Source organism: Phocaeicola sp. RTP21198st1_B8_RTP21198_201120 (assembly GCF_040929485.1).
Taxonomy (GTDB): domain Bacteria; phylum Bacteroidota; class Bacteroidia; order Bacteroidales; family Bacteroidaceae; genus Phocaeicola; species Phocaeicola dorei.
The window spans coordinates 1-1,006 of sequence record NZ_JBCOCI010000590.1 but is presented as its reverse complement, the minus strand read 5'-3'; the positions used below and the strand labels follow the sequence as shown (position 1 = coordinate 1,006).

Sequence of the window (1,006 nt, the reverse complement as noted above, 5' to 3'; positions counted from 1 at the left end):
TTCTGGTGCTGACTTCTTTGAAGTAGTTCGCCAGATGAAGGATGTTCTTGGAGCTAATCCATGTCCTATTGTTGTTCCTATCGGTGCTGAAGAATCTTTCAAAGGTCTTGTTGATCTTATCAAAATGAAAGCTATCTATTGGCATGATGAAACAATGGGAGCAGATTATACAGTAGAGGAAATCCCTGCTAATCTTATCGATGAAGCCAATGAGTGGAGAGATAAGATGCTTGAAAAAGTTGCTGAATTTGATGATGCTTTGATGGAGAAATATTTCGATGATCCTTCTACTATTACTGAAGAAGAAGTGTTGAGAGCTCTTCGTAATGCAACAGTTCAGATGGCTGTAGTTCCTATGCTTTGTGGATCTTCTTTCAAGAACAAGGGCGTTCAGACATTGCTTGATTATGTTTGTGCTTTCTTACCTTCTCCACTTGATACAGAGAATGTAATAGGTACAAATCCTAATACAGGAGCTGAAGAAGATCGTAAACCAAGTGATGATGAAAAAACATCAGCTTTGGCGTTTAAGATCGCAACTGACCCGTATGTAGGTCGTTTGACTTTCTTCCGTGTCTATTCAGGTAAGATTGAAGCAGGTTCTTATATCTACAACTCTCGCTCTGGTAAGAAAGAACGTGTTTCTCGTCTGTTCCAGATGCACTCTAACAAGCAGAATCCAGTTGAAGTAATTGGTGCTGGTGATATTGGTGCAGGTGTAGGTTTTAAAGATATTCACACTGGTGATACTTTGTGTGATGAAAATGCTCCGATCGTGCTCGAATCTATGGACTTCCCGGAACCGGTTATCGGTATCGCTGTAGAGCCTAAGACTCAGAAAGATATGGATAAACTGTCTAACGGTTTGGCTAAATTGGCTGAAGAAGACCCGACATTTACTGTGAAAACAGACGAACAGACAGGTCAGACAGTTATTTCTGGTATGGGTGAGCTTCACTTGGATATTATCATTGACCGTTTGAAACGTGAATTCAAGGTAGAATGT

Annotated in this window: 1 protein-coding gene; it reads left to right on the top strand. The window is 40.4% G+C overall.

The window, feature by feature from the left end:
• The coding region (locus tag AB5935_RS28360; RefSeq protein ID WP_368328151.1) for an EF-Tu/IF-2/RF-3 family GTPase at positions 1-1,006 on the top strand (1,006 nt) is incomplete at both ends.